This window comes from Myxococcus sp. AM011, assembly GCF_013372595.1.
GTDB lineage: Bacteria > Myxococcota > Myxococcia > Myxococcales > Myxococcaceae > Myxococcus > Myxococcus eversor.
Genome location: NZ_JABXEM010000184.1, coordinates 1 through 23,802 on the forward strand (window position 1 = coordinate 1; position 23,802 = coordinate 23,802).

At 68.1% G+C, this 23,802-nt stretch carries 21 protein-coding genes and 1 tRNA gene; 16 read left to right on the plus strand and 6 right to left on the minus strand.

Features of this window, described 5'->3' with window-relative positions; translation table 11 throughout:
* Positions 1 to 178 precede the first annotated feature (178 nt).
* The 5 genes from HUW62_RS31500 to HUW62_RS31520 form a co-directional block, all read right to left on the minus strand.
* Positions 179 to 655, minus strand: coding sequence for an MEKHLA domain-containing protein (locus HUW62_RS31500; RefSeq protein ID WP_176436508.1), 477 nt, complete (start codon positions 653 to 655; stop codon positions 179 to 181).
* 32 nt (positions 656 to 687) lie between these two features.
* Positions 688 to 2,403, minus strand: a complete 1,716-nt coding sequence (locus HUW62_RS31505; protein WP_217911655.1) for a thiamine pyrophosphate-dependent enzyme — start codon at positions 2,401 to 2,403, stop codon at positions 688 to 690.
* A gap of 323 nt (positions 2,404 to 2,726) precedes the next feature.
* On the minus strand, positions 2,727 to 4,607 hold the full coding sequence (locus HUW62_RS31510) for a carbohydrate binding domain-containing protein (RefSeq protein WP_176436510.1): 1,881 nt from the start codon (positions 4,605 to 4,607) through the stop codon (positions 2,727 to 2,729).
* Between the two features lie 174 nt (positions 4,608 to 4,781).
* Positions 4,782 to 5,330 carry a DUF3105 domain-containing protein gene (locus HUW62_RS31515; RefSeq protein ID WP_368670514.1) on the minus strand — a complete coding sequence of 183 codons (549 nt, stop codon included), beginning with the start codon at positions 5,328 to 5,330 and terminating at the stop codon, positions 4,782 to 4,784.
* Between the two features lie 18 nt (positions 5,331 to 5,348).
* On the minus strand, positions 5,349 to 6,449 hold the full coding sequence (locus HUW62_RS31520) for a hypothetical protein (protein ID WP_176436512.1): 1,101 nt from the start codon (positions 6,447 to 6,449) through the stop codon (positions 5,349 to 5,351).
* A 284-nt stretch (positions 6,450 to 6,733) separates the two neighbouring features.
* Here HUW62_RS31520 and HUW62_RS31525 point away from each other — a divergent pair, with 284 nt between their 5' ends.
* The 4 genes from HUW62_RS31525 (at position 6,734) to HUW62_RS31540 (ending at position 12,065) form a co-directional block, all read left to right on the plus strand.
* A complete protein-coding gene (locus HUW62_RS31525) occupies positions 6,734 to 8,566 on the plus strand; it encodes a M2 family metallopeptidase (protein ID WP_176436513.1) in 1,833 nt (610 codons plus the stop codon).
* Positions 8,567 to 8,683: 117 nt separating this feature from the next.
* Positions 8,684 to 8,887, plus strand: a complete 204-nt coding sequence (locus HUW62_RS31530) for a cold-shock protein (RefSeq protein WP_141640610.1) — start codon at positions 8,684 to 8,686, stop codon at positions 8,885 to 8,887.
* Between the two features lie 37 nt (positions 8,888 to 8,924).
* Positions 8,925 to 11,084: a hypothetical protein gene (locus HUW62_RS31535; protein ID WP_176436514.1), complete on the plus strand. Its 2,160-nt coding sequence runs from the start codon at positions 8,925 to 8,927 to the stop codon at positions 11,082 to 11,084.
* Between the two features lie 3 nt (positions 11,085 to 11,087).
* Positions 11,088 to 12,065 carry a class I SAM-dependent methyltransferase gene (locus HUW62_RS31540; protein ID WP_255203750.1) on the plus strand — a complete coding sequence of 326 codons (978 nt, stop codon included), beginning with the start codon at positions 11,088 to 11,090 and terminating at the stop codon, positions 12,063 to 12,065.
* Between the two features lie 10 nt (positions 12,066 to 12,075).
* On the opposite strand, the gene HUW62_RS31545 is transcribed toward HUW62_RS31540, so the two are convergent.
* On the minus strand, positions 12,076 to 12,801 hold the full coding sequence (locus HUW62_RS31545; protein WP_176436515.1) for an FKBP-type peptidyl-prolyl cis-trans isomerase: 726 nt from the start codon (positions 12,799 to 12,801) through the stop codon (positions 12,076 to 12,078).
* Between the two features lie 164 nt (positions 12,802 to 12,965).
* Between HUW62_RS31545 and HUW62_RS31550 the strand changes: the two genes are divergently transcribed.
* The 12 genes from HUW62_RS31550 to pheT all read left to right on the plus strand — a co-directional run.
* On the plus strand, positions 12,966 to 13,316 hold the full coding sequence (locus HUW62_RS31550) for a PilZ domain-containing protein (RefSeq protein WP_163867057.1): 351 nt from the start codon (positions 12,966 to 12,968) through the stop codon (positions 13,314 to 13,316).
* A gap of 115 nt (positions 13,317 to 13,431) precedes the next feature.
* Positions 13,432 to 14,235 carry a hypothetical protein gene (locus tag HUW62_RS31555; RefSeq protein WP_176436516.1) on the plus strand — a complete coding sequence of 268 codons (804 nt, stop codon included), beginning with the start codon at positions 13,432 to 13,434 and terminating at the stop codon, positions 14,233 to 14,235.
* Positions 14,236 to 14,348: 113 nt separating this feature from the next.
* Positions 14,349 to 14,642 (plus strand): PEGA domain-containing protein, encoded by a 294-nt coding sequence (locus HUW62_RS31560; protein ID WP_163867058.1) that lies wholly within the window; start codon positions 14,349 to 14,351, stop codon positions 14,640 to 14,642.
* Between the two features lie 320 nt (positions 14,643 to 14,962).
* Positions 14,963 to 16,105, plus strand: a complete 1,143-nt coding sequence (locus HUW62_RS31565; RefSeq protein ID WP_368670515.1) for an AI-2E family transporter — start codon at positions 14,963 to 14,965, stop codon at positions 16,103 to 16,105.
* Between the two features lie 5 nt (positions 16,106 to 16,110).
* Entirely contained in the window at positions 16,111 to 16,896 is a 786-nt protein-coding gene (locus HUW62_RS31570) for a hypothetical protein (RefSeq protein WP_176436517.1), read from the plus strand.
* A complete protein-coding gene (locus HUW62_RS31575; protein ID WP_176436518.1) occupies positions 16,893 to 17,579 on the plus strand; it encodes a uracil-DNA glycosylase in 687 nt (228 codons plus the stop codon). The genes HUW62_RS31570 and HUW62_RS31575 overlap by 4 nt, the downstream gene beginning before the upstream one ends.
* Positions 17,580 to 17,675: 96 nt before the next feature.
* Positions 17,676 to 17,747 (plus strand) — tRNA-Val (locus tag HUW62_RS31580).
* A gap of 76 nt (positions 17,748 to 17,823) precedes the next feature.
* Entirely contained in the window at positions 17,824 to 19,752 is a 1,929-nt protein-coding gene (gene thrS, locus HUW62_RS31585) for a threonine--tRNA ligase (protein ID WP_176436519.1), read from the plus strand.
* Positions 19,753 to 20,026: 274 nt separating this feature from the next.
* On the plus strand, positions 20,027 to 20,233 hold the full coding sequence (gene rpmI, locus HUW62_RS31590) for a 50S ribosomal protein L35 (RefSeq protein ID WP_141640619.1): 207 nt from the start codon (positions 20,027 to 20,029) through the stop codon (positions 20,231 to 20,233).
* 95 nt (positions 20,234 to 20,328) lie between these two features.
* A complete protein-coding gene (rplT, locus tag HUW62_RS31595; RefSeq protein ID WP_163867062.1) occupies positions 20,329 to 20,676 on the plus strand; it encodes a 50S ribosomal protein L20 in 348 nt (115 codons plus the stop codon).
* A 160-nt stretch (positions 20,677 to 20,836) separates the two neighbouring features.
* Complete coding sequence (gene pheS / locus HUW62_RS31600; protein ID WP_163867063.1) at positions 20,837 to 21,886, plus strand: phenylalanine--tRNA ligase subunit alpha; 1,050 nt, start codon at positions 20,837 to 20,839, stop codon at positions 21,884 to 21,886.
* Between the two features lie 103 nt (positions 21,887 to 21,989).
* Positions 21,990 to 23,802, plus strand: a 1,813-nt coding sequence (gene pheT, locus HUW62_RS31605; RefSeq protein WP_176436520.1) for a phenylalanine--tRNA ligase subunit beta, incomplete at its 3' end; no start/stop codon positions are given.

Sequence of the window (23,802 nt, forward strand, 5' to 3'; positions counted from 1 at the left end):
GGGTGGGCCCTCGTCGGGTGCGCATGCGGCCACGCACACGGCGAGGGTGAGAGTGAGGCGTCGAATCATCCGGAGGTACTCCTTCAGTCGGTTCGAGATGGGGGAAAGGGACTCCCCCAGGAGCCGAAACACTGAAGTCCGGAAATAGTTGCGCTCCCCGGTGCGAATTCCGGAGCGCTCAATAGGGGGTGGGCCAGACGAGGGCGCCCATGCCGATGCGCGCATCGTCCTTGTCGTGCAGCAGGAACAGCTCCCCGTCGCGAAGGCGGAAGAGCTTTCCCGCCTTGGTGACGCGGACGCTGCCATAGCCGATGCGAGCGCCCTTCGTGAGCGCCTCGTTCACCGCGGCGTTGCGGTCCTCCTGGCCTTCGGCGGTGGCGCTGAGCCGGGAGGGCAGGGAGAGGAACTCCTCGGGGGTGTAACCGAAGTGATGGGAGGCGGAGGCGTTGGTGTAGATGAAGACGGGGTCCGCGCTCACATCCTGGGCGAGCAGCATGAAGGGGGCCTGGTCGTGGACCCACTCCAAGCGTGCCTCTTGCGGTGCCTTTTCCAGAGGGGGAGGACAGAAGCCGCTGCCCAGGGGTTTGCCTCGCTGTCGTTGGTAGGACGCATCGATCATCTTGAGGACGGGCAGGACGAGTCGCGGTTCTCTCATCGGGTGTTCTCCTTGGGAGGAATGCAGGGCACTCAGAGGTTGCTGGCGCGGGGATTGAGTCCGAGGATCTGCTCGGCATCCACGGGCACCGTGACGAGGATGGACTTGCCGCTCCGCCCTTGATGCAGGTGGAGGATCTCCTCGAGGTTGGCGAGGTCGGGCTTCAGCTGACAGGCCGCCCAGCCGCACGCGCGAGCGATGTCTCCAAAGTCCATCGCCGTGAGCCGGGTGTGGCGGCGGGAGGGCTCCAGGCCAGGGAGGACGGTGGGCAGGGCCTGCTCGACGATGCCGTAGCTCGCGTTGTCGAGTACGAACAGCAGGAGGTCCAGGTCGCTCGCCTCGGACAGACATCCGGCGAAGAGGCGGAAGCAGCCATCACCAGTGAAGCCCACGACATGGCTCTCGGGAGAGGCCAGCTTGGCGCCGATGCCCAGGCCCAGGACGTTGCCCATCGCGGAGCCCCGGTAGAGCGAGAAGAAGCGTGCATTCGGATGGGGGCGCTGGGTGACGTACTGGCGATCCTTGTAGGAAAGACAGACGTCATCGAAGCCGAGCGTGCCGGGGGCCCACAGCGAGTCGAGCTGGTTGAAGAACTGGCGCATGTCCACGAAGCCGGGGCGAGGGGGCTTGCGCTCGGAGGTGTTGAGGTTGCGAGGGGCGGGGCGACTTCTCAGCGTGCGTGCAGGATGGCGCTCCAGGTGCTCGACGAGGGCGTGAAGCGCGCTCTCCAGGGGTGTCACCCATTGACGGAAGCCATGGCGCGCGCGGTGGGCGAAGCTTCCATGGTGTTGCCCGTACCCGTCCTCCACGGAGGTGAGCACGAAGGTCTGCCCGGCCTGATACTTCTCCAGATTCACGGTGTACTCATCCGGGCTGGCGCCGAGGACGAGCAGCACGTCGTCCTCGCCCAGGCTCTTCCACACCGCCATGGCCGCATCGTTCCCGCCGAAGGAGATGTAGCCGTGGCCCATCGGGTTGACGCGTTCGACGCCATTGGCGCCGTTGATGCTCCACACGAGCGGAGCGCCCAGTTGTTCGCACAGCCGCGTCGTGAGTCGCTGGGCCTGGCGGACGCGGGCCAGCTCCTCTCCGGCCAGGATGACGACCCGGCGCCCGTCCAGCTCGGAGCGGATGGACTCCACCATCTCCTGGACCTGGGCGGGGTTGGCCTCGACGGGACGGATGGCGGAGAAGCGGCAGCGCTCCGTGCCGGTGGGGCGGTTGAGGACGGTGGGCTCGATGACGAGCACGACGGGTTTGTAGTTCTGGAGCTCTCGCTGGGCTCGGAGGAGCTGCTCGACGAGTATCCCCGGCTGGTCGAGCATGAAGACACCCTGGGGCAACTCCGCCTGCAACTGCTGGACGATGTTGTTGCCGAGCGCGGAGGTATCCTGGAGCGGGCTGAGCCCCTCGCTGGCCGCTGACGAGGTGGGCACCAGGAAGACGGACGGGATGTCGTGCATCTTGGCGTCGGTCAGCCCGCATGTGAGCAGCTTCGTCGCCGCTCCTGTCGTGGCGACACAGCAGCCCAGCTCTCCGGTCGCCAGGTAGCTGCCCAGCGGCACGAAGCCGGCGACGTACTCGCCGATGGTGAGGTGGCGCAGCGCCCCGTTGGACGAAGGAGCCGCCGAGCCGGGATGAGGCTCCAGGTTCCTCAGGAAGTGCAGCAGACCTCCCCCCGTGACGCCGGTACAGGTCGTGATGCCCCACGCGCTCAGGGCATTCAAGAGGACTTCGTAGCCACTCATCCCGCGATTCGATGTGCTCATGTGGCGACAAACTAGATGTCGTGTTTCTGGTTTGCATTGAAAAACACCAGGGATTGAGTCTCATGCGTGAGAGTGATTGCCCGCAGGATGTATTGGTGCGGGGAATGGTGGTTGTGATTGAAGGGGAGGGGCTTCCGGCGAGTGCGGGGCGAGGTCGAGCCACCGTGAATCCCCGCCCCGCAGGCGCCTCGGGCTGCGGGGGATTCTGGCCTGTTGGGTGGTAGGGAAGACAACCAGGGCCGGGAGCGAGCGCGCGGTGGAGAGGTTCCACCACCGGGCCCGGTTCCCCGGCCCCGAGAGGACTACCAGCCGATGCCGTCCAGGTGGACGGTGCCCGTCCAGCCGCTGTTCGTCGTGAACTCGACGCCGAGCTGGTAGAGCGGCGTGGTGCTGTTGGAGGGCAGGGGCACCGTCACCGTGTTCCACGTCCCTGGCTGGAGGCTGCTGATCGCCGTCCACGTCCCCGTGTAGCGCCAGCCGCCTGTCTCACCTTCCAGCGCGAAGGGCTGGAGGGCGGTGATGCCGCTGCCGCTGGGAATCCAGACGCGGAACGTCACGGTGGCGCCGCGAGGAACCGGGGCGGTGCGCACGGAGACGACGCCCGTGCCCGCGGTTCCGCTGAAGGGCACCGCGAGGGAGCGAGTCCCCGCCTGGGCCCGCGCGGTGGACGACGTCGCCGCCTTGATGGGAGCGCCCGAGGACGACCAGCCCTCGGTGCCGGTCTCGAAGCCGTAGCCGCGAGTGGTGCCGCCGCTGCCAGCGTCACTCGTGCCCGCGTCGGAGCCGCCATCGCGAGTGCCACCGTCGGCGCCGCCGTCGCGAGTGCCTGCATCCGTGCCAGCATCCCGGGGGCCACCATCCGGACCCGCGTCGGTACCTCCGCCCGTGCCGCCATCGGTGCCAGCGTCGGTGCCGCCGCCTCCGCCGCCAGGAAGCGTCGTGCCCGTGGCGGGCAGGGTCAGCCCGCCCGCGAGGAGGAACGGCGAGGCGCGCGTCTTGAGGTACGGCTGTCCATCCGAGCCCAGGTCATTCGGATACGAGCTCTGTCCGCCCGCGCCCGCGCCGAAGAGGAGCGCGATGACACCCGTGTTGGCGAACTTGCGCCGGTGGGCATCGCCACTCGGGCCGAAGAAGTACTCGGCGCGGTTGTCGCGGTAGCCCGCGCGAGCGCTTCCGTCGTTGTTGATGTTGCGGTGCTGGGAGTTGCCGAGCGGAATCTGCCAGAGCACCCAGCGCTTGCCGGAGGTCTGGTTCATCAGCGTCAACCACTGCGCGTAGCGGTTGAAGGAGCGCGAGGAGACGGAGGCGTTGTCGCTGGCGTCCCACCAGACGTCCTGCGCGCGCGTCAGCTTGTAGAAGTCCGCGTCCCTGTCCAACGGGTCTCCGACGAGCACGTCATACGTGGCACCCGTCGAATTGGCGCCGAGTCCCAGGGGCTTGAGGAAGTTGACGACCTTGTCCACCTCCGGCTGGAGCGGGTCGGTGACGGAGCAGCAGGAGATGTCCTTGCCGCTGGCCCATGCGGAGATGTGCATGCCGAGGATGACGTTGTTGGCCCCCACGGACTTGCGGAGCTGGAGGAAGGCGAGGCCCCAGCCGGCCACGGTGTTGGGGAGGCCCGCAAGTTCGGGTATGCCCGAGGCCGCGACGGCGGCATACGTGTTGGGATTGGAGTTCGTATAGAACTGTAGGAGCCCAACGGCGTCCGGTTCCACGAGGAGCAGCACGGGCCGTCCGAACTCCGTCGCGCGCTGGAGGAGGATCTTCAGGTCGCCGAAGTAGCTCTTCATCGTCGCGGCGTTCTGGACCTTGGCGAGTGACTCACTCTCACCGCCGCCGGGCTCGGCGAACAGTTGGTAGAAGACGGGCGCGGGGATGAAGCCCTGCGTCCTGGACTCATCCAGGAACGTCTTCCCCCAGCTCCCATCGCGCTGTCCCCAGCCCCAGTTGTCCACCCAGCCCTTGGTGAAGTAGCGGTAGCGCACGTCCCAGGGGACGCCGCTGTCGCGCATCCAGTTCTGGCCCGCCTCCTCGAAGAGTCCCACGGCGAGGCGATTGGGCATGCCCGTGGGAACGGGGCCCTTGACGCCGGGTGGTTGTGATTGGGCGAGCGCGGGTGACACGGTGACTGTCATCCACGCCACTGCCAACAGGGCGAGGGTTCGTCGGAGCGTTGGTTTCATGCCCCTGACTACAAATGGCTGGCAGCCGACATACCGATTGCCCGCACCCAGCGTCGGGACGCCCGCTGGCCACGCAACAGGGCGAGCCCTCGCATTCGAGGCACCGCCCTGCGAGATGACTGGCACTCGCCGGAGCCGGGCGAGGGCTCCGGGCGGGGAGTCAGGCGCCGGGTTTCACTGGCCCGGGCAGGCGAGGCCAGGCTCGGGGGCGTCCGCGTCTTGATGGGCGAGGAGGCAGCGCAGGGCCTCCGGGTCCGCGGAGTCGGCCAGATACGTGCGTCGCCACAGCAGTGCCGCCACGCGCTGGGGCATGAGCGGGTCCTGGGCCACGAGCGCGCGACGCACGCCGTTGGCGCCCGTGGGCACGGTGGCCGCGGCGGCCTCGAGCTTCGCCACTTCATCGGGGCAGCCGTCCGGGCAGTTGTAGAGAAACACCGCGTGCCCGTGCTCCAGGTTGTGGACGTACAGACAGCGAGACACGGGCTCGCTGTAGACGCCACAGCGCGCCACGCTGCCGCAATGCGGGCCGGAGTTCGGAGGATTCTCGCCATTGCCGCAGGCCGGGCTGTCACAGACGGCCAGGTGGCCTGACGACGTCTGGGCGGAGAGCGGAAAGCTGAACTGCTCGCAGTCGCGAGGCTCAGGGTCATCCGAGGAGTCGCATGCGGACAGCGCCACGAGCGCGAGCAGCGAGGGAAGCACGAGGGCGTGTTTGATGGGCACGGCCCACGTCATACCGCATCAGCCGGGGAACGCGCCTCGACGCTCCACGTCCTGCGCTCGCAACCCGGGCAGGCCCATGGCCGCGGCGAACCGGACGAAGTCGGGCTGGGACAAGCTCCCACCCATGGCGTGCGGGCGACTCGCCGCGAGCAGCTCTTCAGCGAGTGAGGGCTCCAAGCCCTGGAGGAGGGGCGCGAGGTCGATGGGTGTCTGGCTTCGCAGCGCGAAGTCCACGCGTCCGGGCAGATAGCCCGTGTTGGCGGCGATGACGACGTGCTCGGGAAGTCGCTGGGCCCACCGGATGGCGACCAGTGGATGCACCTGGGCCTCGGAGCTGAACAAGAGGAGCGCCACGCTCATAGCGAGGCGGGGAGGTGTCCTCGCGCATCGTTCGACTTCCCGACGGACCTCCAGCCGGCAGTCGCGCAGTTCGTCCACACCGGGCACGCGGCCCTCCGAGATGTCCTTCGCGTTCCTGGCGCGCAGCAGGACCTCCAGGGCCCTGGGCGCGGCGAAGCGCGCGGACCGTCGCGCCGCGTTCACCAGGGACACCGCCTCCACCACGGCCTTGCGGTTCGCGCGTCGCAGCGCGTCCTTGAGGAAGGGGATGGGCGCATCCGTGCCGAACGCACCCACGGTGCCGAGCACCGCCAGCCACTCCAGCGGGCCGGGCACCACGAGCGGCGACACGAGCACGTAGGAGAGCAGGCTGGTGCTGACCGGGGGCTCCTGTCCGGGCGCGGAGAGGACGTGGCCGCCGGAAGGCCATGGCTCGGAGAGGTGGCGATCCACGACGAGCGTGGAGAGGGAGGGCAGGCGGTGTATCGCCCGGCCGTCCGTGTCGAGCGCGATGAGGGCTTCTGGCGCGGAGGCGCGGACCCGCTCCAGGAATCCGGCCGAGTGAGCGTGCTCTCCCTTTCCTGGCACGCGCAGGGCCCCGGAGGCGCGCAGTGTCTCCAGGGCGCGGACCAGGAGGACGCCGGACGCGAGCCCGTCGACCTCCGGGTGGGGCGCGACGAGCACCCGCTTCCCGCGCAGTGGCTCCAGGAAGCGACGGGCCTCGGCGAGTGCGTCCTCGGGCGCGGGCCAGGTCGGGTCCTTCGTGTGTCCGAGCAGCATGTCTTGAATGCTGTAACGCGGCCCCCGGGCGCGGGAGGGAGCGGGCAGGGGGCTCGGCTGCTCCACGCACAGGCGGGCCTTCAATGCCGCGAGGGACCGATGTCCCAAAGACAACTCATCTGGCGAAGCCCGCGCCAGGTGGCACCGCGTCCAGGTGACGGCGTCGGTTTCGCGTCGCGTCAGATGGGGTTCGCCAGAGGCGGACGTGGCGGGGACGGAGGAGCGGTGTGACGGGGCCTACTTTCGGGATGTGTTCGGCCGACGGTTCCTCTACGGTCCGCCCCATGAAACGGACCCGACTCCCGCAGTCGTTGTTGCGTTCGGCCCTCGCGGCCATGGTGTTGACCGCTGTCCCCGGCTTCGCCCAGGCGCCCGCCGCCAAGGCCACGCCCGAGGAGGCGAAGCAGTTTGTCGAGAAGCTGAACGCGGACCTCAAGCGGCTGTGGACGAAGCAGGCCACCGCCGAGTGGATCAAGTCCACGTACATCACCGACGACACCGAGCGGAACGCCGCCTACGTCAACGAAGAGGTGCTTGGCTACGTCAACGGCGCCATCAAGGACTCGCGCCGCTTCGACGGCCTGAAGCTCGACGCGGACACCGCGCGCATGCTGCACCTGTTGCGCGTGTCGCAGGCGCTGCCGGCGCCCTCGGACGCCAAGAAGCGCGCGGAGCTGGCGACGACGGCCGCGAAGCTGGAGGGCATCTACGGCAAGGGCAAGTACTGCGGCCCCGACGGCAAGGGCGAGTGCCGCGACCTGGAGGTGCTGTCCGACGTCATGGCGGAGAGCCGTGACTACGACAAGCTGCTGGATGCGTGGCAGGGCTGGCACTCCATCTCCAAGCCCATGCGCCCGCTGTACCAGCAGCTGGTGAGCATCTCCAACGACGGCGCGAAGGACATCGGCTTCAATGACCTGGGCACGCTGTGGCGCTCCGGCTACGACATGCAGCCCGCCGAGTTCGAGAAGGAGGCCCAGCGCCTCTGGGGGCAGGTGAAGCCGCTGTATGACGACCTGCACTGCTACGTGCGCGGCCGGCTGGCGAAGCAGTACGGCGCGGAGAAGGTTCCCGCGGGCAAGCCGATTCCGGCGCACCTGCTGGGCAACATGTGGGCGCAGGAGTGGAACAACATCTATCCCCTGGTGGAGCCGTTCCCCGGTCAGGCCAGCCTGGATGTGGACTCCGCGCTGAAGACGCAGGGCTACGAGCCGCTGAAGATGGTGCGTCTGGGTGAGAAGTTCTTCACCTCGCTGGGGCTCAAGCCGCTGCCGGAGACCTTCTTCGAGCGCTCCCAGTTCACCAAGCCCAGGGACCGCGAGGTCGTCTGCCACGCCAGCGCCTGGGACGTGACGTACGAGAACGACCTGCGCATCAAGATGTGCATCAAGCCCACGGAGGAGGACCTCGTCACCATCCACCATGAGCTGGGTCACAACTACTACTTCACCTACTATTACAACCTGCCTGTGCTGTATCAGGCCGGCGCGAACGACGGCTTCCACGAGGCCATTGGCGACGCGCTGACGCTGTCGATCACGCCTGCCTATCTCCAGCAGATCGGCCTGCTGAAGGAAGTGGCGAAGAACGACAAGAACCTCATCAACCTCCAGATGAAGGACGCGTTGGAGAAGGTCGCGTTCCTGCCCTTCGGCCTGCTGGTGGACCAGTGGCGCTGGGAGGTCTTCTCCGGCCGCGTGAAGCCGGCGGACTACAACAAGTCCTGGTGGACGCTGCGGCAGAAGTACCAGGGCGTGGCGGCGCCAGTGGCGCGCTCCGAGCAGGACTTCGACCCGGGCGCCAAGTACCACGTGCCGGCGAACGTTCCTTACACGCGGTACTTCCTGGCCCGCATCCTCCAGTTCCAGTTCCACAAGGCGCTGTGCGAGGCGGCGGGTCACAAGGGCCCCCTCCACGAGTGCTCCATCTACGGCAACAAGGACGCCGGAAAGCGGCTCCAGGCGATGCTGGAAATGGGCGCGAGCAAGCCCTGGCCGGATGCGCTCCAGGTGGTGACGGGAACGCGCAAGATGGATGCGACTCCACTGCTGGATTACTTCAGCCCGCTGCGTCAGTGGTTGAAGGCGCAGAACAAAGGTCAGAAGTGCGGCTGGTAGCGTGCTGAAGTGGACTTCCCGGGGAAAGGACGTCTAGATTCCCCGGGTCCTTTAGGGTTCGCTCGGTAGGACCGGACGGCGGATTTTCGCGTCCGTGACGAAAGAAGAAGAAATCGAATGGCTACTGGTACCGTGAAGTGGTTCAACGATGCGAAGGGCTTTGGCTTCATCACCCAGGACGGCGGTGGTGAGGACGTGTTCTGCCACCACACCGCCATCAACATGGATGGCTTCCGCACCCTCCAGGAGGGGCAGAAGGTGGAGTTCGAAGTCGCCCGTGGCCCGAAGGGTCTGCAGGCGCAGAACGTCCGCGCTGGCTGATTCCTGGCGTCGTTTGTAACGACTTCCTGGATGCATCATGAGGGTCCGGCCTGCCAAGGTCGGGCCCTTCGTGCTTTCTGGAGCCCTCATGTCCTCTCCGAAGCCGCGTCTCGTTTCCGCCGTCTGTTGCTGTTGGCCCCTGGTGTTGGCATTGGGCTGTGCCACGACTCAGCCTTCGGCTCCAACCCAAGCTCCGGTGGAGGCCCGCGCCATGAAGCCCGCGTATGACGTGTCCGCCGTGAAGGCGGAGTTGGTGGCGAAGCATGGCGAGGCGTCGCGCGCGCGCATCGAGCGGGGCGTCGACCAGGTCGCCCTGCAGTGGCGGGCCGGGGACGGAGACCTGGCTGTCTTCGTGCGCGAGCAGTTCGTGTCGGACGCGCGGGTGTTGGACGCGACGTTCGCCCGGTTGGAGCGGCTGTTCGAGCAGTTGGATGGGCACATGCTGGAGCTGGGCCGTGAGACGCAGTGGTACACGGACCTGGACCTGGGGCCGCTGTTGCCGGTGGAGCCGCTGGTGGCGGCGTATGACCCGGCCGCGCATGTCGCCGAAGACTTGTTCCGCGCGAAGGTCGCCTTCGTGGTGCTGCTCAACTTCCCGCTGACGACGCTGGCGGAGCGCACGGAGAAGGGCCCCACGTGGACGCGCAGGCAGTGGGCGGAGGCGCGGCTCGCTGGACGCTTCGCGATGCGGGTGCCGGCGGAGATAGCGCAGGAGTCCTCACAAGCGGTGGCGGCGGCGAACCTCTACATCGCCGAGTACAACGTGTGGATGCACCACCTGGTGGACGAGCGCGGTGAGCGGCCCTTCCCGAAGGGGCTGCGGCTCATCAGCCATTGGAACCTGCGCGACGAGCTGAAGGCGGACTACGCGGACCCGCGAGGGCGCGAGAAGCAACGCATGATCGTCCAGGTGATGGAGCGCATCATCACCCAGACGATTCCGGCGGCTGTCATCGACAACCCGAGGCTGGACTGGAACCCGTACACCAACGTCGTGACGGTGGCTCCGGCCGACACGGTGGAGGCGGACGCGCCGTCGAAGGAAGCGAAGGCGGACGCGACGCGCGAGCAGGACGTGCGCTACGCGCGGCTGCTCGCCATCTTCCAGGCCGCGCGCAAGGCGGATGCGTTCGTGCCCATCGCACCCACGCGCATCGCCCGGGCCTTCGAGCTGGGACGCGAGCTGCCCGAGGCACGGGTGAAGGCGCTGCTGACGCAGGTGCTGGAGTCTCCACTGGTGCCGCGCGTGGCGAAGGAGATCGAGTCACGGCTGGGCCGGAAGCTGGAGCCGCAGGATGTCTGGTACGCGGGGTTCAAGCCCGGGGCGCAGCGGCCGGAGTCGGAGCTGGATGCGCTGACGCGCAAGCGCTACCCGAGCGCGGAGTCGTTCGCGAAGGACATGCCTCGCATCCTTCGTGGCATGGGGTTCAGCGCGCAGAAGGCGGACTGGCTCGCGGAGCACATCCGCGTGGATTCCTCGCGAGGCGCGGGACATGCCCAGCAGGCGATGCGTCGGGGAGACTTCCCTCGGCTGCGCACGCGCGTCGAGAAGGAGGGCATGAGCTACAAGGGCTACAACATCGCGGTGCACGAGCTGGGGCACAACGTGGAGCAGGCCTTCGGCCTCTACGGCGTGGACCACACGTTGCTCACGGGCGTGCCCAACAACGCCTTCACGGAGGCGCTGGCCTTCGTGTTCCAGGCGCGCGACCTGGAGCTGCTCGGGTTGGGCAAGCCGGATGCGGCCAGCGAGCGCGAGCGGGTGCTCGGAGACTTCTGGCAGACGTGGGAGCGCTCGGGCATCGCGATGGTGGACATGGGTGTGTGGCATTGGCTGTACGCGCATCCCGAGGCCACCGCGGCGGAGCTGCGCGAGGCGGTGGTGTCCATCTCTCGCGACGTGTGGGCTCGCTACTTCGCGCCGGTGCTGGGAGGCGAGGGCACCACGCTGCTCGCCGTCTACAGCCACATGATCAGCTATCCGCTGTACCTGCCGGACTATCCGCTCGGGCACCTCATCGCGTTCCAGATTGAAGAGCACCTGTCGCGCAAGGGGCCGCTGGGCGCGGAGTTCGAGCGGATGGCCACGTATGGCGCGGTGACGCCAGACCTGTGGATGTCGCACGCGACGGGCGCGCCAGTGAGCGCGGAGCCGTTGCTGCGAGCGACGGAGGCCGCGCTGAAGGCAAAGCCGTAGGCCATGGCGGTGGTAGTCTGCGCGCCGCTCATGCCCATCAAGCGTCGACTCAAGGAGCTGTTGGCCCAGGGACTGGTGAACGGAGGCCGGCGGCTCGGGCTGCTCGATGATCCTCGGCTGTTCCAGGTCTTCGAGCGCAGCGGCTACCACGTCACTCCGAACCACTTCTACCAGCCCATCCCCGACACGGGCTCGCTGCCGGAGTCACTCTGGGGCGCGCGCTCGGAGATGGTGGGCGTGGACCTGCGCGCTTCGAGTCAGCTCGAACTGCTGGAGCGAATCTCCGCGAAGTACCGCGATGAGTACACGGGCTTCCCGCGCTCGCCCACGGGGGGGCCGCACGAGTTCCACCTGGACAACAGCGCGTTCGGGACGGTGGACGCGGAGCTGCTGTACTGCCTGGTGCGCGAGTTGAAGCCTCGACGGCTCTTCGAGATTGGCTCGGGCTGGTCCACGCGGCTGGCCGCGCAGGCGTGCCGGAAGAATGAGTCAGGGGGAGCGCCCGCGTGCGAACTGGTGGCGTTCGAGCCCTATCCCAGCGACGTGCTGCGCGGGGGCTTCCCCGGGCTGACGCGCCTCGAGCCCATGAAGGCGCAGGACATTCCGTTGTCGGAGGTGGCGAGGCTGGAGGAGAACGACATCCTCTTCATCGACTCCAGCCATGTGTTGAAGGTGGGCAGTGATGTCCAGGTGGAGTTCCTGGAGCTCCTGCCCCGGCTGAAGAAGGGCGTGGTGGTGCACATCCACGACATCTTCCTGCCCGCGGAGTATCCGAGGTCCTGGGTGTTGGAGCACCGCCGCTTCTGGACCGAGCAGTACCTGCTCCAGGCGTTCCTGTCCTTCAACGACAGCTTCGAGGTGCTCTGGGGCAGCAGCTTCATGCACCTGACGCAGCCGGAGCGACTGCGTCAGGCCTTCCCTTCGTACCAGGGCGCTCCCGTGGACTGGCCCGGGAGCTTCTGGATTCGTCGGGTGAAGTGAGCCGCGCCGACTACGGCTGCTTGGACGTATCGCCGGGGATGTCCACCAGCTCCACGTCGAAGATGAGGACGGCGTTGGGAGGGATTCGCGAGCCCGGAGGAGGGCGCTCGCCGTAAGCGGTGGCGCCGGGGCAGGTGAGCTTCGCCTTGCCGCCCACCTTCATCCGCGCGACGCCCTGGGTCCAACACGCGATGACGCCGTTGAGGGGGAACTCGACCGGGATGCCGCGCTTGGCGGACGTGTCGAACACGGAGCCATCCACCAGCCGTCCTTCGTAGTGGACCTTCACGGTGTCGGTGATGCGGGGGCTCTTGCCATTGCCCGCTTCCGTCTCCCGGTAGACGACGCCCGTGGGCAGCTTCACCGCGCCGGGCTCCTTGGCCGCGCGCTCCAGCGCCGCGCTGCCTGCCTGGGCCTGGCGCGACTTCGCGAACGCTTGAATCCTGGGCGCGTACTCCTTCGGCTCGAAGGTGGACGTGCCGGCCATGCCGTCGGCGACGCCGCGCTGGAGGATCTTCACTTCCTCGGGCGAGAGGGCGAAGAGCGAGAGGTCCTTCCCCACGCTGAGGCCCAGGGCGTAGATGGTCATCCCGTCCTCGGAGAGTTCGTCGGGAGCAGTCGAGGCCGCGGGAGCCTTCGCGGTGGGCTCGGCCTTCTTCGCCGCGCCGCCAGCCTGGGCGTGTGCTCCGGTGGTGCCGAGCACCAGCGCGAGGGTCGCCATCCACATCGTTCGCATGCTTCCACCTTTCATCATGAGGACTGGAATATAGGTCCCGCGCGCCTACGCCCAGCACGGAGTGGTGGGTCGTTTTCTTGCGAGTTCAGCACGTGCCTCTACCCTGCATCCAGGTTGCTTCAACCCCGGAGCAACCTGTTGCACGCAGCAGAGGAGACGGAGCGATGAGCGACAAGCGCAAGGCGAAGCGGGCGCCCCTCGACATCTACCTGAACAAGTACATGGGCGGCGTGCCGTACATGTCGCGGGCCGCTGACATCAGCCCAGAAGGGGTGAGTCTGGCGCGGTTGATTGAACCCCAGCACGAGGCGAAGCGCGTAGGCCTCCAGTTCCAGCTCCCCGGTTCGGAGGAGATCATCTACGCGGAAGGCGAAGTCGTCCGTGAGTGGGTGGAGCTGTCCACCGCCAAGAAGGGCGAGCGCTCCGGCGTGAAGTTCACCCTCCTCACCGAGCGGCACCGGAAGATGATCGACGCCTACGTCGACCGTCACGGCCGCCCGGGCAGCGAGAACTGACGCGACGCGTCGCTCCTTGGAGGTTGTCTTGACTTCCTGGGAGGCGGGCTCCTTGAATGGGCAGCGATTCTGCCCTGGGACTACCCAAGGTATCGGGTGAGACGGGAGGAGCTCCATGAGGCATTCGCTATGGGGGTTGTTGCTGGCCGTGCCTCTGTCGGCGTTCGGTCAGGGCAGGGCGGCGAGGCCCGCCCCCACCGTCGAGGTAGTCCGTCCGGTGGGCAGTGTGGGAGTGAATTGGGAGGGGCAGGTGCTTCGGGCGACCGGGGCGGGTGCTCCCGACCTGAAGGCGGCGAATCCAGGCCAGGCACGCCTGGGGGCCGAGCGCTCCGCCAGGCAGGAAGCGTCCAAGAACCTCCTCGAGCAGGTGCGCACGCTGCAGTTGAGCGCGGGGCGCAGCGTGGGCGACGAGATGGCGCGGGACGAGGTGCGTGGGCGCGTGGAGACGGCGGTCCGCGCCCACAAGGTCGTCGCCAAGCGTTTCTTCTCGGACAGTGGCGTGGAACTGGATGTGGAGGTGCCGCTGGCGGCGATTACCTCCGCGCTGGTGGTGCCCGCACCAGAGACCATCGTCTTCAACAGCGAGGGCGCGAAGAGGTACACGGGGCTGGTGGTGGACGCGCGAGGGCTGGGGCTCAAGCCCGTGCTCGCGCCCCGGCTCCTGGATGCGGCGGGCAAGGCGCTCTATGGCGCGGGCGCGCTGGCGAGTGAGATTCGCGAGTCCACCGGCGTCGCCGCGTGGTTCAACAGCCTGGATGCGGCGAAGAAGGCCGCGCTGGTGGGCGAGAAGCCCATGGTGGTGAAGGCCACCGGGCTGAAGGGCTCCGACCTGGTGCTCGGCTCGGATGACGTGAAGACGCTGGGCGAGGTCAACACGCGCTTCCTGGCCGAGGGTCGGGTCGTCATCGTCACGCAGTAGCGAGGAAGGTCGGCACGGTGAGCGGTTCGCGGGTGGGATGGAGGTCGAGGTCTGGCGCGGGCGTGCTCCTGCTGTTGTGGCTGGGGTGTTCGGGGCGGAAGGAGCCGGACTCGATGGCTCGGGCGCGCGAGATGATGGCCGGTGCCCAGAGCACGAGCGGTGACGTGGCCCTCCGCTGCGACCCCGATGACGCCGAGGTGTATCTGGACGGCGTGCTCCAGGGACTGTGCAGTGACTACTCGGGCAGTCCCCGAGGGCTCACGTTGGGCACGGGCCTGCACCAGATTGAAGTGAAGAAGCGGGGGTACTGGCCCTACACGACGTACTACGAGCCCAGTGGCGCTCGGGCGAGGCTGACCATCCAGCTCCGCTCCTCGGAGAGCGTGCCCGGGGGCAGCACGCCGTGACGTGGCGGCTGGCCTCCTTGGTCGCCGCGCGTCCAGCCAGGCTCCCTTGCATCGGCGTGGCCGTCGTGGTTTCCCCGAAAGCCTGGGCGATGATGGTCCGTGGACCGGAGTGGCCCTCGGGCGAGTGTGGGCTGGGGACGGTTTCAGCGAAGAGCCTGGAGCCTGGACCCGGCGCTTTCGGGATGTGCAATGACGGCTTGAAGGAGCCGTAGGCCGCGGACGTCTCGCGGAAAGAGGAGTGGGTCATCGGACGCCGCAACAACAAGAAGAGCAGCCCCGCCGCCGTGAGTCCCGCGCCGGCGCAGCCCGTGCTGCACGCCGTGAAGGCGGAGGCCGTCGTGGTTCCGACGGTGGCTCCGGTGCTGGAGGGCGAGCTGACGGAGGTCGAGGCCCGACGCATCGACCTGTGGTGGTCGGCGGTGATGGTGGGCTCGTTGGGCCTGGTGTTCGCGCTGCTGGCGGTGTTCGGTGGCGTGGCGGTGCCGGTGCTGCTGGCGCTGGCCGGGGCGTACATCTTCAATCCCATCGTGACGACCTTGGAGCGACGGGGGTTGGACCGGACGTGGGGGACGACGCTCGTCTTCGCGGCCGGGACGCTGATGATGGTGGGCGCGTTCCTCTATCTCGTCCCGGTGTTTCGTGACGAGGCGCTGAAGCTGCCCGACTTCTTCAGTCGCGCGAGCACGCAGGTGGTGCCGCGCCTGGAGGCGTTGCTGGGGCGCTCGGTGCCGGACCTGGTACGGCAGCGCACCACGGAGCTGGGACAGCAGGCGTCGGACCTGGTGCAGAGCGCGGGTCCCGCCGCGGCGCGGCTCCTGGCTGCCTTCGCGGGCAACACGGCTCGGTTCGTGGTGACGCTGCTGGGGCTCGCGGTGGTGCCGGTGCTGGCCTTCTTCTTCCTGCAGGACTACCCGCGATTGATGGGGCGGCTGAAGGACCTGTTGCCGCGTCGCGCGGTGGGACTGGTGGGGCGCCGCTTCGCGGAGGTGGACGAGGTGCTCTCCGCCTTCGTGCGGGGTCAGTTGACGGTGGGAGCGCTGCTGTCGGTCATCTACGCGGCGGGCTTGTCGGCGGGGCGCATCGACATGGCCATCGTCATCGGGGTGATTGCTGGCTTCGGCAACATGGTGCCGTACCTGGGGACGGGGGTGGGCATCCTGCTGTCGCTCGTGGGGGTGATGCTGTCGTGGCAGGGGCCCTGGCAGCTTGGCGTCGTGGCGGGCACGTTCATCTTCGGCCAGATGCTGGAGGGCTTCGTCATCACCCCGCGCATCGTCGGCGAGAAGGTGGGCCTGGCTCCGGTGGCGGTCATCATCGCGATTCTCGCCTTCGGTGAGCTGTTCGGCTTCGTGGGCATCCTCCTCGCGGTGCCGGTGGCGGCCATCCTCAAGGTCGTGCTGAGCGTGGTGGTGCAGCGCTACCAGCGGACCTCGCTGTACACGGGCGAGGCTCGCTCGAAGTGATGGGCGTGGCGGTGTTGCTGGCGGCGGTGCTGGCGCAGGCTCCAGGCCCCGCCAGCCTCACGCTGTCCCGGTATCGCCTGAACCTGCTCGTGGACGAGTCGGTGGATGCGGACACCCTGCGCTCCCTCGCTGGCAGTGGGACGGTGCTGTGGCTGAGCACGCGTTCGAACATGCCGCGCGACTCGACGCTGGATGCGCTCAAGAGCTTCCCCGAGGTCTGGCTCCGGGTCCGTCCACCGCTCGTCGAGGCCCATGCGCGGCAGCTCGCGCGGGCTCCCCGGGTGGGGCTCTGGGTGGACGCGACGACGCTCGACCTGTCGGGGTGGCACCATCGGCTGGGGCCCAGGCCCGTGGCGGTGGAGATTCGCGGGCCGATGGATGTGGACGTCGCCCGTCGCGTGTCGGCCGTGAGGCCCTCGCGGGTGGCGTGGTACTCCAGGCCCGAGGAGGCGACGCTGGCGGGCTGGGGTGAGTTCGTGCAGCTCCCGGGCGCGAAGCTGATGGGGCCCCTCGCGATGGATGGGCCCGTGTCGGGTGGCGGCGCGTGGACGTGGCGCTCTCCAACCTCGAGGGGCGTGGTCTGGGTCGACTCGAAGGGGAGGGTGCCCGCGGGGGTGGTCCGGAGGATCCGCGTGAGGGAGCTGCTGGAGGAGTCCGCCCTCGTGTCGTTGTTCGTCCAGGAGCCGGCCACGGAGCTGGAGATCGAAGTAGGCGCGGACCCGGAGTCCCTGGGTTATGCCCGGGCCTGGGTCGAGCGGCTGGAGGCCGCGGTGAGCGGGAGCGCGCGGTGACGAAGCTGGAGAAGCTGCACCAGGAGATCGCCGGGTGTCGGAGCTGTCCCCGGTTGGTGGAGTGGCGCGAGGAGGTCGCCCGGGTGAAGCGCCGTGCCTACCGCGAGTGGACCTACTGGGGTCGGCCGGTGCCGGGGTTCGGGGATGCGCGGGCCCGGCTCGTCATCGTCGGGCTGGCGCCGGCGGCGCATGGGGCCAACCGGACAGGGCGGATGTTCACCGGAGACAGGTCCGGGGACTTCCTCTTCGCGGGGCTGCACCGGGCGGGGTTCGCGAACCAGGGGACCAGTGAGCACCGGGAGGACGGGCTGGCGCTGAAGGACGCGTTCATCGTGGCGGCCGCCCGCTGCGCTCCTCCGGACAACAAGCCGCTGCCCGAGGAGCTGGCTCGCTGCGCGCCGTTCCTGGACCGGGAGATGGCCCTGTTGCCCGCCCGCGTGCTGCTCGCCCTGGGGGCCATCGGGTGGAACGCCGCGCTCGCGTCGCTGGAGCGGACCGGAATGAAGTTCGCGTCTCCGCGTCCCGCGTTCGGCCATGGGGCGGAGCTGGCGCTCCCGGACGGGCGGATCCTCCTGGGCTGCTACCACGTGAGCCAGCAGAACACGCAGACGGGGAGGCTGACGCCGGCCATGTTCGACGCGGTGATGGCGAGGGTCCGGGCGCTGATCGCAGCGGAGCCGTAGGGCCGCGCCGGGAAATGGGGAAGATCGGATGCGCTGTCGCGTGTTTGCTTGACAGCTACGGGAGCCCGCTGTTATTCCCCGCGCCACCTCAGCACCGGGTCGTTAGCTCAGCGGTAGAGCACTACCTTGACACGGTAGGGGTCAGTGGTTCGATCCCACTACGACCCAACACAGTTGATGTGATCTCCAGCGGGCGGCACGGCTTTCAAGAGCCCTGCCGCCCGCGGTTTTTCCGAGGTATCGCATGTCCGAAATGATCACGGTCACCCTCCCCGACGGCAGTCAGAAGCAGGCCGCCCGGGGGACCACCATCGCGGACTTCGTTCGGGAGAGCATCGGTGCCGGCCTGGCGAAGGCCGCGCTGTTCGCTCGGGTGAACGGCCAGGACATGGATCTGGCCCGGACGCTCGACGAGGACGTGAAGCTGCAGATCTTCACGCCCAAGAGCCCGGAGTCGCTGGAGCTCATCCGGCACGACGCGGCCCACGTGGTGGCCAGCGCTGTCCAGAAGCTCTTCCCCGGCACGCAGGTGACCATCGGTCCCGCGACGGAGGAGGGCTTCTACTACGACTTCTTCCGCGAGAAGCCGTTCACGCCCGACGAGCTGGAGAAGATCGAGGCCGAGGCGAACGCCGAGCTGAAGCGGGACATGGCGTTCGTCCGCACCGAGATCTCCATGGACGACGCCATTCGCCTCTTCGAGGAGAAGGGCGAGAAGTTCAAGGTGGAGATCGTCAAGGACATCGCCGAGCGCGGCGCCAAGACGCTCACCCTCTACACCCACGGCGACTGGGTGGACTTCTGCCTGGGGCCCCACGCCCCGAGCACCGGGAAGATCGGCGTCATCAAGATCCTCTCCTCCAGCGGAGCCTACTGGCGCGGTGACCACCGCAACCCGATGCTCCAGCGTATCTACGGCACGGCCTTCTTCGACAAGAAGCAGTTGCAGGAGTACCTGACGCGCATCGAGGAGTCGAAGAAGCGCGACCACCGCAAGCTGGGCAAGGAGCTGGACCTCTTCCACTTCCACCCGTACGCGCCGGGCGCCGCCTTCTGGACCCCGAAGGGCACGACGTTCTACCAGACGCTCTCCGACTGGATGCGCCGGCTCACGGCGAATGACGGCTACGTGGAGATCAAGACGCCCCTGATGTTCAACAAGGGCCTCTGGGAGACGAGCGGCCACTGGGGCAAGTACAAGGAGAACATGTTCCTCGTGCTCGACAGCGAGTCGGGGGAGCATGACTTCTCGCTCAAGCCGATGAACTGCCCGTCGCACCACCTGTTCTACGGCTTCAAGAAGCACAGCTACCGCGACCTGCCGCTGCGCCTGCACACCCAGGACGTGCTGCACCGCAACGAGGCGGCGGGCTCGCTCGGCGGCCTCACCCGCGTGCGCCAGTTCGCCCAGGACGACGCGCACATCTACTGCACCGAGGCGCAGATCACCGACGAGGTGAAGCGCTTCGTGAAGCTGCTGGACCACGTCTACAAGGCGGTGGGCCTGACGTACGCGGTGAAGCTGTCCACGCGTCCGGAGCAGCGGCTGGGGGATGACTCCCTGTGGGATCGCGCCGAGGCGGGCCTCAAGACGGCGCTCGAGTCGCTGGGCCTGGAGTACGAGCTGGCCCCGGGCGACGGCGCCTTCTACGGTCCGAAGATCGACTTCGCGGTGTCCGACAGCATCGGTCGCCGCTGGCAGTTGGGCACCATGCAGTTGGACTACCTGGCCCCGGAGCGCTTCGACCTGACGTATGTGGGCGAGGACAACGCTCAGCACCGGCCCGTGGTCCTCCACCGCGCCATCTTCGGCTCCTTCGAGCGCTTCACCGCCATCCTCATCGAGCACTTCGCGGGGGCCTTCCCGGCGTGGCTGGCGCCCATCCAGGCGGTCATCGTGGTGGTGGCGGACCGTCAGGCGGACTACGCCCGCAAGGTGCGCGACACGCTGCGGGCCAAGGGCTTCCGGGTGGACTTCGACGACCGCGGCCTGTCGCTCAACGCGAAGATCCGCGAGGCGCAGCTGCAGAAGATCCCCTTCACCCTGGTGGTGGGGGACAACGAGGTCGCCGCCGAGGGCGTGGCGCCGCGCCGGTACGGGGGCGAGGACCTCAAGAGCATGAAGCTCACCGACTTCGAGGCGCTGTTGGCCAAGGAGGCGGCCCTGCCGTAGCGGGTTGGACCTGGGTGGCCCGGGCCTCGCGGACAGGTCTTGACTCCCAGTCATGCCCAAGTATCTTGGGGCACTTTTTGTAGGAATCGTCGCACCCATCCCGGGAGGGGTAGGGGCGCGGGGACGGTGGGTCGACGGCTTGGCGTGCGGTCGGCGGTAGCCATTCCAGTTGAAAAGAAATAGTGGTAGAGGCTGCCGGCTCCCGCCGTGGCCTTGAGTGAAAACGCCAGAGGCCGTGACGCTGACGGCACGCTGTAAGGAAGGAATCAGGACGATGCCGAAGTTGAAGACCCGCAGTGGCGCGAAGAAGCGCTTCCAGGTGAAGAAGAGCGGCAAGGTCAAGCACGGCAAGGCCTACGGCAAGCACCTCTTCACTCACGCCAAGACGCCGAAGCAGAAGCGCGGCAACCGCGGCACCAGCCATCTTCGCGACATGGACGCGAAGAAGGTCATCAAGGAAATGTTCCCCTACGGGGCCTGAGCCTCGGCTCGGCAACCTCGTGGCCCTTGGCGGAGCGGCGTGAAGCCGGCACCGCGCGGGGGCTGACAACCTACGCAGTCCGGAGTGAGTGAAACATGCGCGTCAAGAAGGGTGTAAAGGCTCGTCGCCGTCGTAACAAGATCCTGAAGCTGGCCAAGGGTTTCCGTGGCCGCCGGAAGAACTGCTTCCGCCGGGCGAACCAGGCGGTTGAGCGCGCTCTGGACTACGCCAGCCGCGACCGCATGCAGCGCAAGCGGAACTTCCGCAGCCTGTGGATCGTCCGCATCAACGCGGCGGCTCGCACGGTCGGCCTGTCGTACTCGAAGCTGATCGCCGGGCTGGCGAAGGCGAAGATCAGCCTGGACCGCAAGGTGCTGTCGGACATGGCCATCGCGGACCCCTCGGGTTTCGCGGCCATCGCCAACATCGCGAAGGCGGCCTGATTCACGCCGGTCCTCTTCGAGGGCCAGTGACAGAGCGGGTGAGGTGGCCTTCACGGGCCGCCCGCCTGCGTGAGTAAACGGGCTGCCTCTCCAGGGCGGCCCTTTTTTTTGCCCCGAAGGGCCATGTGCCCTGGGGCCGTGCAACGGAGGCGACAAGGCCATGCGGGACAGGTTGCAGGCGTTGGCGGAGGCCGCTCGGCGGGAGATCGCGGGGGCGTCCGAGTTGCCCGCGGTGGAAGCGCTTCGGGTCCGTTACCTGGGCAAGAAGGGCGAGCTGTCCGGAGTCCTTGGCGGCATGGGCAAGCTGCCCCCCGAGGAGCGACGGGCGCTGGGTGAGGTGGCCAACACCGTCAAGGCGGAGCTGGAGAAGCTGCTCGCCGAGGCCACGCAGCGCGCCGAGGACGCCGCCATGGAGGCCCAACTCCAGGGGCCCGGGCTGGACGTGACGTTGCCTGGACGCGCGGTGGCGCCCGGCAGCCGGCACCCGGTGTCGAGGACGATGGAGGACATCGTCCGGACCTTCTCCCGGCTCGGCTTCGACGTGGCCGCGGGTCCGGAAATCGAGCTGGACTACTTCAACTTCGAGGCGCTGAACCTCCCGAAGGACCACCCCGCGCGGGACATGCAGGACACGTTCTACGTGGACGAGCCGTCCCTGGGGCACGCGAAGAAGGCGGACAGCTCCGTGCTGCTGCGCACGCACACGTCGCCGGTGCAGGTGCGGTACATGCTGCAGCGCAAGCCGCCCATCCGCGCGGTGATGCCGGGGCGGGTGTACCGCCGCGACTCGGACATCACCCACACGCCGATGTTCCACCAGGTGGAGGGCCTGCTGGTGGACAAGGACGTGACGTTCGCCGAGCTGAAGGGCTCGCTGGACGCGTTCGTGAAGGCGTTCTTTGGCTCGGACACGCGCACGCGCTTCCGTCCGTCGTTCTTCCCGTTCACCGAGCCGTCGGCGGAGGTGGACATCTCCTGCACCTCGTGTGGCGGCAAGGGCTGCCGCGTGTGCAAGCAGACGGGCTGGCTGGAGGTGCTGGGCAGCGGGATGGTGCACCCCAACGTGTTCACCTCCGCGGGGTATGACCCGGGCGAGGTGACGGGCTACGCGTTCGGCATGGGCGTGGAGCGCATCGCGATGCTGCGCTACCGCATCGACGACCTGCGGATGATGTTCGAGAACGACGCTCGGTTCCTCGAACAGTTCTGAGTCCCGTTCTGAGTCCTTCGAGCGCGGCTGCCCGGAGCCTCCCGCCTGGCGGGGTGGCGCGGCCGCGCTCCTGTCTTCGTCCCGAGAGCAAGAGGGTGGACCTGTGAAGATTTCAGTGAAGTGGCTTGGCGACTACGTGGCGCTGCCGCCGTCGGTGGACGAGCTGGCGCGCAGGTTGACCGCCGCGGGCCTGGAGATCGAAGGCCTGGAGCGTCCGGGCGAGGGGCTCCGAGGCGTGGTGGTGGCGCAGATCAAGGAGTCCGTGCAGCACCCCAACGCGGACAAGCTCTCCGTCACCAAGATCGACGCCGGGGGCGACGCGCTGGTGCAGGTGGTGTGCGGCGCGAAGAACTACAAGGTCGGCGACAAGGTGCCGTTGGCCACGGTGGGCACGAAGCTGCCCAACGGGATGGAGATCAAACAGGCCGCGCTGCGAGGCGTGGACAGCTCCGGCATGCTCTGCTCCTCGAAGGAGCTGGGGCTGAGCGAGGAGTCGAGCGGCCTGCTCATCCTGTCGCCCGACCTGAAGCCGGGCACGCCCATCGCCGAGGCGCTGGGGCTGGACGACGTGGTCCTGGAGGTCAACATCACGCCGAACCGTCCGGACGCGCTCAGTCACCTGGGCGTGGCGCGCGAGGTGAGCGTGGTGACGGGGGCGGCGCTGAAGGTTCCGCAGCCGAAGCTGACGGAGTCGGGGACGCCCGCGTCCCAGAGCGCCAAGGTCCGCGTGGAGGACTCGGTGCGCTGCCCGCGCTATGCGGCGCGCGTGGTGGAGAACGTCACCATCAAGCCGTCGCCGCAGTGGATGCAGGACCGGCTGAAGGCCTGCGGTGTGCGGGCCATCAACAACGTGGTGGACATCACCAACTACGTGAACCTCGAGTTCGGGCAGCCGCTGCACGCGTTTGATTTGGACAAGCTCGGGGGTCAGGAGATCGTCGTCCGCGCGGCGAAGAAGGGCGAGAAGCTCACCACCCTGGACGGCAAGGAGCGGACGCTGGACCAGGAGGAGCTGGTCATCTGTGACCGGGACCGGCCGCAGGCGCTCGCGGGCGTCATGGGTGGCGGCGACAGCGAGGTGACGGAGAAGACGACGCGCCTGTTGCTGGAGTCGGCGAACTTCCTGGGTTCGGGCGTGCGTCGGGCGGCGAAGCGTCATGCGCTGCACACGGAGGCGTCTCACCGCTTCGAGCGTGGGGCGGACCTGGACGCGGTGGTTCCGGCCATCGAGCGGGCGGCGCAGCTGCTCATCGAGCTGGCGGGCGGCACGGTGGCGCCGGGGCTCATCGACATCTATCCGGCCGAGAAGCCGCCGCGTCAGGTGACGCTGCGCTTCGCGCGGGTGGAGAAGGTGCTGGGCGTGGCGGTGCCCGAGGCGGAGGTGCGGCGCATCCTGGAGGCGCTCGGGTTCCAGAAGCTGGCGGAGAGCGCGGGGCAGGCAACGTACTCGGTGCCCAGGGCGCGGGTGGACGTGGAGCGCGAGGAGGACCTGCTGGAGGAGGTCGCTCGTGTCTTCGGCTACGACAACATCCCGGCGAAGCTGCCGCGCGGACTGGCGTCACTGGCGCCGGAGCCGGCGCACTCGGAGGCGGAGCGGAGGCTGCGGCAGGCGATGTCGGGTGCGGGGTTGGACGAGGTGGTGAACTACTCGTTCGTCGCGCCGAAGAACCTGGAGGTGCTGGGCCTGAAGGAGCAGCCGGTGGCGCTGCTCAACCCGCTGAGTGTCGAGCAGTCGGTGATGCGCACCAGCTTGATTCCCGGGTTGCTGGAGAACCTGTCGCGCAGTGTCCGGCACCAGGTGGAGTCGGTGTGCCTCTACGAGACGGGCCGCGCCTACTTCCGCGACGCGGAGGGAGGGCAGGGGACCCGGCCGGCGGCGCGCGAGGTGAATCGCGTGGCGGGCCTGGTGTGGGGCC

Bases quoted from the DNA above. Each gene is read 5' to 3' on its own strand.
- HUW62_RS31500 (WP_176436508.1), bottom strand. From the start codon at position 655: ATGAGAGAACCGCGACTCGTCCTGCCCGTCCTCAAGATGATCGATGCG.
- HUW62_RS31505 (WP_217911655.1), bottom strand. From the start codon at position 2,403: ATGAGTGGCTACGAAGTCCTCTTGAATGCCCTGAGCGCGTGGGGCATC.
- HUW62_RS31510 (WP_176436510.1), bottom strand. From the start codon at position 4,607: ATGAAACCAACGCTCCGACGAACCCTCGCCCTGTTGGCAGTGGCGTGG.
- HUW62_RS31520 (WP_176436512.1), bottom strand. From the start codon at position 6,449: ATGCTGCTCGGACACACGAAGGACCCGACCTGGCCCGCGCCCGAGGAC.
- HUW62_RS31525 (WP_176436513.1), top strand. From the start codon at position 6,734: ATGAAACGGACCCGACTCCCGCAGTCGTTGTTGCGTTCGGCCCTCGCG.
- HUW62_RS31530 (WP_141640610.1), top strand. From the start codon at position 8,684: ATGGCTACTGGTACCGTGAAGTGGTTCAACGATGCGAAGGGCTTTGGC.
- HUW62_RS31535 (WP_176436514.1), top strand. From the start codon at position 8,925: ATGAGGGTCCGGCCTGCCAAGGTCGGGCCCTTCGTGCTTTCTGGAGCC.
- HUW62_RS31540 (WP_255203750.1), top strand. From the start codon at position 11,088: ATGGCGGTGGTAGTCTGCGCGCCGCTCATGCCCATCAAGCGTCGACTC.
- HUW62_RS31545 (WP_176436515.1), bottom strand. From the start codon at position 12,801: ATGCGAACGATGTGGATGGCGACCCTCGCGCTGGTGCTCGGCACCACC.
- HUW62_RS31550 (WP_163867057.1), top strand. From the start codon at position 12,966: ATGAGCGACAAGCGCAAGGCGAAGCGGGCGCCCCTCGACATCTACCTG.
- HUW62_RS31555 (WP_176436516.1), top strand. From the start codon at position 13,432: ATGAGGCATTCGCTATGGGGGTTGTTGCTGGCCGTGCCTCTGTCGGCG.
- HUW62_RS31560 (WP_163867058.1), top strand. From the start codon at position 14,349: ATGGCTCGGGCGCGCGAGATGATGGCCGGTGCCCAGAGCACGAGCGGT.
- thrS (WP_176436519.1), top strand. From the start codon at position 17,824: ATGTCCGAAATGATCACGGTCACCCTCCCCGACGGCAGTCAGAAGCAG.
- rpmI (WP_141640619.1), top strand. From the start codon at position 20,027: ATGCCGAAGTTGAAGACCCGCAGTGGCGCGAAGAAGCGCTTCCAGGTG.
- rplT (WP_163867062.1), top strand. From the start codon at position 20,329: ATGCGCGTCAAGAAGGGTGTAAAGGCTCGTCGCCGTCGTAACAAGATC.
- pheS (WP_163867063.1), top strand. From the start codon at position 20,837: ATGCGGGACAGGTTGCAGGCGTTGGCGGAGGCCGCTCGGCGGGAGATC.